We start from the raw sequence: 6,869 nt of genomic DNA on the forward strand, positions 1-6,869 counted from the left end.
AACAGGGGTGTCAAATCAATTTGTAACCCTTTGCTCTATTGACAAATGAATTTTGTATGCAAAAAATAGCGTCCTACTTCTGGAGTTTTCCGCCATGTTGACGCTTGACTTTCACCCCACCGGACGTCATTTTCTACAAATTCCCGGCCCTTCGCCGGTGCCTGACCGCGTCCTGCGGGCCATGAGCCTGCCCACCATCGACCACCGCGGCCCTGAATTCGCGGCGCTGGGCCTCAAGGTGCTGGCCGACATCAAGAAGATCTTCCAGACCCAACAACCTGTCATCATTTACCCGGCCTCTGGTACCGGCGCCTGGGAAGCCGCGCTTTCCAACACGCTGAACGCGGGTGACCATGTGCTGATGTACGAAACCGGCCACTTTGCTGCGCTGTGGCAAAAGCTGGCCGCGCGCCTGGGCCTCAAAACCGAAGTCATCGGCTACCCCGGCGCCGACGTCTGGCGCCACGGCGTGCAGGCCCATCTGATTGAAGAGCGCCTGAAGGCCGACACCCAGCACAGCATCAAGGCCGTCTGCGTGGTGCACAACGAAACTTCCACCGGCGTGACCAGCAACATTGCCGCCGTGCGCAAGGCGATTGACGCCGCCAGGCATCCGGCCCTGCTGTTGGTCGACACCATTTCGGGCCTGGCCTCGGCCGACTACCGCCACGACGAGTGGGGCGTCGACGTCAGCATCAGCGGCTCGCAAAAAGGCCTGATGCTGCCGCCCGGCATCAGCTTTAACGCCGTGTCGGCCAAAGCCATCGAAGCCAGCAAAAAGGCCACGCTTCCCAAAGCCTTCTGGGCCTGGGACGAAATCATCGAAATGAACAAGACCGGTTACTGGCCGTCCACCCCCAACACCAACCTGCTGTACGCCCTCAGCGAAGCCTGCGACATGCTGCTGGAGCACGGCCTGGAAACCGTGTTTGCGCGCCACCAGCGCTGGGCTGTCGGCGTGCGCGCCGCGGTCAAGGCCTGGGGCCTGCAAATCCAGTGCGCCGACGCGGCCGTGTATTCGCCGGTGCTCACCGGCGTGATGACACCGGAGGGCATCGATGCCGACGCGGTGCGCAAGATCATTTACGAACGCTTTGACTGCTCGCTGGGCACCGGCCTGGGCAAGGTCAARGGCAAGATGTTCCGCATCGGCCACCTGGGCGACTGCAACGACCTCACGCTGATGGCGGCGCTGAGCGGCTGTGAAATGGGCCTCAAACTTGCGGGCGTCAAGCTCGCGGGCTCGGGCGTGCAGGCCGCCATGGATCATTTCTCCAGCCACGCGGCTGTGGTGCCGCAGCGCAAGGCAGCCTGATCACCCGCTGCGCACGAGCGCAGGGGTGTTACGTCAAACGGTCATCAAAATTCCATAAATTACTGAATCAAAAAGGGAAACCATGCAACGCAGAACCTTTATCAGCGCGACGGCGGCCACAGCCGCCATGGTGGCGTCACCCATGCTCCGGGCGCAAACGCTGCCCAGCGGGCCGGTGCGCATTGTGGTGGGTTTCCCGCCTGGCGGTGGCACCGACGCGCTGGCGCGCGTGGTGGGCCAGAAGCTGTCCACCATGTGGAACACCTCGGTCATCATTGAAAACAAGGGTGGCGCCGCCGGCGTGATTGCGGCCGATTACGTGGCCAAGCAGGCCGGTGACGGCAACACCTTGCTGATGGCCCACATCAACAGCCACGCGCTGGCACCGGCGCTCGGCATCAAGCTCGGCTACGACGCAGACCGCGACTTCGTGCCCATCAGCATGGTCGGCGTCACGCCTAACATGCTCATCTGCAATGCCGACCAGCCCGCCAAAACCGTGAAGGACCTGGTGGCCTTGTGCAAGGCCAAGCCCGGCCAGATCAGCTTTGCTTCCGCGGGCGGTGGTTCGGCCCAGCACTTTGCACTGGAAATGTTCAAGCTCCAGGCCAAGATTTTTGCGCTGCACATTCCCTACCGTGGCTCAGGCCCGGCGCTGGTCGATCTGATCGGCGGGCAGGTCAACTACTGCTTTGAAACCATGACCTCGGCCACGCCGCATGTCAAAAGCGGCAAGGCCATCGCGCTGGCGCAAACGCGTCTCAAGCGCGCCAAAGGCCATCCCAATGTGCCCACCATGGCCGAGTCCGGTTTCCCGGGCTTCGAAGCCACCGTGTGGTACGGCCTCATGGGCCCTTCCAAAATGCCGCGGGCCATGGTTCAGCGCATGAATGAAGACGTCAACAAGGTGCTGGCCATGCCGGACGTGCAGGAAAAGATGGACCAGTACGGCGCCGAAGACGGCGGCGGCAGCACCGAAAAATTTGCGGCCTTCATCAAGATGGAGCAAAAGAAGTGGGCGCAGGTGGCCCAGCAGGCCAAGGTCAGGGTCGACGCCTGACATACACCGCGCACCGGAAGCACAAGCCGGCCTTGGGCCGGCTTTTTTATTGACACCAATTTTTTCACAAGAGGGTAGGGATTCGTTTCATGAAAGTTGTTAATTTTCCAAAGGGCGGCAGTTTGCTGGCCGCTCTTTTTCTGGGCCTGGCCTGCTCGGCCGCTTCGGCCGACATCGTGCTCGGCCACTCGGGTGACCTCTCTGGCAACAGCGCCGCACTGACGACCGACTATGTGCGCGGCATGAACGCCTACTTTGACGACATCAACAAAAAAGGCGGCGTTCGCGGCGAGAAAATCAAACTCGTCAGCCTGGACGACGGCTTCAACCCCGACAAGACGGCCGAGAACACCAAGGCCCTGATCGAAACCCAAAACGCCGTGGCGCTGGTGGGCTATCGCGGCACGGCCAACATGCTGAAGATCGTGCCCCTGGTGCAGGCGGCCGGCATTGCGGAGATCGGCAACACCAGCGGCGCAAAGTCGCTGCGCGACCCGTATGTGTCCAACCTGTTCCATGTGCGCRCAAGCACCACCGACGAGATCGAAGCGGCGGTCAACCACGCGTGGACCATCGGCATCAAAAAAATCGGCGTGATGTACCAGGATGACGCTTTCGGCAAGGAAGGCCTGGAAGCCCTGAACGCCGCCATGCAAAAGCGCGGCGCAACGGCTGCTGCCGTGGCCCCGGTGCCGCGCGGCACGGTAGACGTAGCCAAGGCCGCCGAGGTGATTGCCGCGGCGCAGCCGCAGGCCGTGATCCTGATCGGGCAGGCCAAGCCCAATGCGGCGTTCATCCAGGCTTTTCGCGCCAAGGGCGTGACCGCCCAGTTCATGGTGCTCAGTGTGTCGTCCGGCCTGCATGCCGAACTCAAAGATGCGGCAGCCGGCGTGATTGCCTCGCAGGTCGTGCCTTACCCGTTTACCGAACTGGGCAATGCCGTCGTGCGTGAATACCAGACCATCATCTCGGCCAACGGCGACAAGAAGTTCAGCTACAACAGCATGGAAGGTTTCCTGAACGCCAAGCTGGTGGTGCGCGCGCTGCAAAAAACGCCGGCGCCGGTTACGCGCGCCAAACTCATCAGCACGCTGGAAACAYTTACCAATGAAGACCTGGGCGGCTTTGCGTTGACTTACAGCAAGCAAAGCAATCTGGGTTCGCGCTTCGTGAATCTGACGATGATTCGCGCCGACGGCACCTTCGCCCGCTAAGCGCTTCTTTACGCCGCCGGCGGCGGCGCTTGCGTTTGACCCCGCGCTATTAAATCAGTAGCTGCTGGCGCTTAAGCGGCAAAGGCTGAGAGGCCATTTTCTTGCAGCATTTTCGAGGCTGCAGAGGCCACAGCAGCGGCGCGCCTCAATTGCGCAGCTTGCCGTCGCGCGTCACCATGCCCAGCTCCACGTAMTTGCTGCCGTGGTTCTGGCCTGGTGAATAGGACACGACGAAGCCGCCGGTGTCATAACTGCCCATCGCGCTCATCGCAGCCAGCAGGGCTTTGGCATCGCCTGGCTTTTTGCTGCGGCGCATGGCTTCGGTCAGCACCTTTGCGCCAATACAAGCTTCCAGATGGGCGCTGTTCATGGCCTGCTTGACGCCGGCGTCCTGCAGCGCCTTGGCGCATTCCTTGACCACCGGCAACGGGGATGCGGCATTGGGCACGACCTGAGAGATGGACACTCCGGCGCCGGCTTCGCCAGCTGCGTCGATGTATTGCTGCGCGCCCACAAAAGACAGGCTGGACATCGGAATGAATTTGCCCTGTGCTACCACCTGCTTGCTGATGTCAGCCGCGGCGCCGGACAGCACGGTGTTGATGAGGACGTCGGGCTTGAGCGCGAGCAGCTGCGCGACCTGGGCCTCACTCACCTTGGCATTGCGCTGCAGGGAGAAAGCCTCGGGTTTCTTGCCCTGTTTGGCCAGATAGGCAACCACCACGGCCAGATTCTGCTTGCCGACCTCGTCGTCGTAATGCACCACCACCACCTGCTTGAGGCCCAGGCCCGTCCAGAAGGACAGCATTTTTTCAAGCTCGTCGCCGTAGGATGCGCGCAGCGTGTACACCACCGGGCTGGGCTTGCGCACCGGGTTGGCACCGGAAAACGGTGCAAAAAACAGCACACCGGCTTTTTCCGCCTGGGGCATGGCGTCCAGGCTCAGCGTGGCCGACGCATAACCAAACAGGGCCACCGCGTCATTTTCGGCCAGCAGTTTCGTGGTGTTGGCGCCGGCCAGCTTGCGGTCGTTTTTATCGTCGAGCGTCACCAGCTGGATTGGCAGGCCGGCCACCCCGCCTTTGGCGTTGACTGACTTGAAGTAGGCCTGAGCGCCGTCCTGAATGTCGCGTCCGAAACTGGCGTTGCTGCCACTCAGGGGGGCGGACTGGCCGATGACCCAGGCTTTTTGCGCGTGGCTGGCACCCGCAAAAAATACGAGATACAGGCTCAGGGCGCGAAGAACGGTACGTGAAGCCGAAATGTTAAACATGACTCATCCATCAAAAAAATCTGGCTGAGCCAGCGGGAGCTTTCAATGATAGGTTGCCCGAAGAGGAAAAATCCCCCAAGTTCGCACGCTTCGCGAGATGGATACCCACCATGCGCGACGGGGCGGCACTGCGGCGTTGACCGTGCGCAACACAGGGCAACTTCCCGTAAGCTGCAAGTACTACACCCCTGTTCGGACGGGGCTTCTTTTTCAACCCGGGCCGACACGCTGCATGGTGACGCGCGACGGCAAGCTGCGCAATTGAGGCGCGCCGCTACTGTAGCCTCTGCAGGCTCGCCAGCAGCTACTGATTTCATAGCGTGGGGTCAAACGCAAGCGCGGCTGCCTGTGGCCTACGCAGGCACCGGCGTCTTTGGCTTGAAGTCGCACCACGGCGCCACCGCGCACTGCCAGCACTGGGGCTTGCGCGCAATGCACACATAGCGCCCGTGCAATATCAGCCAGTGGTGCGCGTCCACCAGGTATTCGGCGGGCACGCGCTTGAGCAGGCCCAGCTCGACTTCCAGCGGGTTCTTGCCGGGCGCCAGGCCCGTGCGGTTGCTCACACGAAAGATGTGCGTGTCCACCGCCATCGTCGCCTCGCCAAATGCCGAGTTCAGCACCACGTTGGCTGTCTTGCGGCCTACGCCGGGCAGGGCCTGCAGTGCCTCGCGGCTGCGCGGCACTTTGCCGCCATGCTGCTCCACCAGAATCTGGCACGCCGCCAGCAGGTTTTTGGCCTTGGTGCGGTACAGCCCGATGGTGCGGATGTAAGACTCCAGGCGCTCCAGCCCCAGGTCGATGATGGCCTGCGGCGTGTTGGCCACCGGAAAAAGCTTGCGCGTCGCCTTGTTCACGCCCACGTCGGTCGCTTGCGCACTCAGCAGCACGGCGGCCAGCAGCTCAAACACGCTGGTGTATTCCAGCTCGGTCACCGGCATTGGGTTGGCCGCCTTCAGCGTGGCAAAGAATGGGGCGATGTCTTCTTTTTTCATGCCTCGCAGTGTATCGGCGTGCGCAGGCCGGCGCGCTAAGACCCGTCGGCGTAGCTAGATGCCGACAAACAAAAACGGGGACGCAGGGAAGCGGGGAAGCAGGGAAATGGGGCAGGGCGCTCAGGCCGCCATGCGCGGCACGTCCCATACCGAGCTGGACGGCGCACCGGCCCGATCCAGCTGGTCGCGCATCGTCTGCCATATGGCGCTGCAGTTGTCGGGCGTGGCAACGCCCCCGACGACATACTCCAGCTGCGCCGCCTGTGCCATGTCCTGCATGCGCTGGTGGGTCGTGGTGTCGCGGGCAACCCCCACCAGCACCGGCTTCGCAGGCAGGCCGTCGCAAGCGGCGATCATGCGGGCCATCAGCGCGTCGTCAAATTTGGCCGAGCCGCAAAAAAGCATCACAAAATGCGGCCACTCCGGAAGGAAAGCCCGGCGCAGCCCGTGCGTGAGGCCGTTGCGCGCCACGGCAATCAGCCGGCATGGGTAGCCGCCTTCCATGAAGTCGACATACTCGCTGCTGCCGTCAAAGTCTGTCTCGCCGGCAAAGCGCCGTTTGGCGACCACCCCGCCGGTTTTTTGGGCCAGCCAGCCCACCATGTCGAAAGCCTCGGTGCCGCTGGCCGAGCAGATGCCCATGCGGTGAAAGGCTTCGGGGTCTGCCAGTGCCTGCGCCTGGGCAAGTTGCATGGGTGCCGACAGGCGGCGAAGCACCGAGGAGGGCGAATACTGTTTGCCCTTTTCAAGTTGCTCCCGCAGTGCCATGACCCGGCGGCCGAAATAAACCGCCGACTCGGTGGCCTGCGACATCGCCATGGACCACGGTGTCGGCAAAAGCCGCCGCCCCTTACTGGTGTGCAGGGTATGGGGTGAATGGTGGCGCGGGTCGTGTTGCACAACATGCTGCAGCAAGTCCCGCACGGCCGCCGAAGGCCCTTCGACCCAATGCACAAACCAGCCGCTTTGGTAATGCAGCACGACGTGCAGGCCGAGGGGCGTGTTGTGGCGC

6 protein-coding genes are annotated in these 6,869 nt (G+C 62.5%); 3 read left to right on the top strand and 3 right to left on the bottom strand.

The window, feature by feature from the left end; genetic code table 11:
• The first annotated feature begins 94 nt into the window (after nucleotides 1-94).
• The 3 genes from AC1D1P_RS10715 to AC1D1P_RS10725 all read left to right on the top strand — a co-directional run bounded on the left by AC1D1P_RS10715 (nucleotide 95) and on the right by AC1D1P_RS10725 (nucleotide 3,589).
• Nucleotides 95-1,315, top strand: a complete 1,221-nt coding sequence (locus tag AC1D1P_RS10715) for a pyridoxal-phosphate-dependent aminotransferase family protein (protein ID WP_477670980.1) — start codon at nucleotides 95-97, stop codon at nucleotides 1,313-1,315.
• 82 nt (nucleotides 1,316-1,397) lie between these two features.
• Complete coding sequence (locus AC1D1P_RS10720; RefSeq protein ID WP_477649551.1) at nucleotides 1,398-2,375, top strand: Bug family tripartite tricarboxylate transporter substrate binding protein; 978 nt, start codon at nucleotides 1,398-1,400, stop codon at nucleotides 2,373-2,375.
• An 89-nt stretch (nucleotides 2,376-2,464) separates the two neighbouring features.
• The gene (locus tag AC1D1P_RS10725; protein WP_477672964.1) at nucleotides 2,465-3,589 is read left to right on the top strand and encodes an ABC transporter substrate-binding protein; all 1,125 of its coding nucleotides are present in this window, start codon (nucleotides 2,465-2,467) and stop codon (nucleotides 3,587-3,589) included.
• Between the two features lie 145 nt (nucleotides 3,590-3,734).
• On the opposite strand, the gene AC1D1P_RS10730 is transcribed toward AC1D1P_RS10725, so the two are convergent.
• The 3 genes from AC1D1P_RS10730 to AC1D1P_RS10740 form a co-directional block, all read right to left on the bottom strand.
• A complete protein-coding gene (locus AC1D1P_RS10730; protein ID WP_477672965.1) occupies nucleotides 3,735-4,862 on the bottom strand; it encodes an ABC transporter substrate-binding protein in 1,128 nt (375 codons plus the stop codon).
• Between the two features lie 353 nt (nucleotides 4,863-5,215).
• Nucleotides 5,216-5,857, bottom strand: a complete 642-nt coding sequence (gene nth, locus AC1D1P_RS10735; protein ID WP_477670976.1) for an endonuclease III — start codon at nucleotides 5,855-5,857, stop codon at nucleotides 5,216-5,218.
• 120 nt (nucleotides 5,858-5,977) lie between these two features.
• A partial coding sequence (locus AC1D1P_RS10740; RefSeq protein ID WP_477672966.1) for a BLUF domain-containing protein occupies nucleotides 5,978-6,869 on the bottom strand: 892 nt, incomplete at its 5' end.

Source organism: Polaromonas sp. P1_E1_2 (genome assembly GCF_056406035.1).

What these genes read in the sequence shown, in the direction of transcription:
- AC1D1P_RS10720 (WP_477649551.1), top strand. Translation starts at nt 1,398, where the DNA reads ATGCAACGCAGAACCTTTATCAGCGCGACGGCGGCCACAGCCGCCATG.
- nth (WP_477670976.1), bottom strand. Translation starts at nt 5,857, where the DNA reads ATGAAAAAAGAAGACATCGCCCCATTCTTTGCCACGCTGAAGGCGGCC.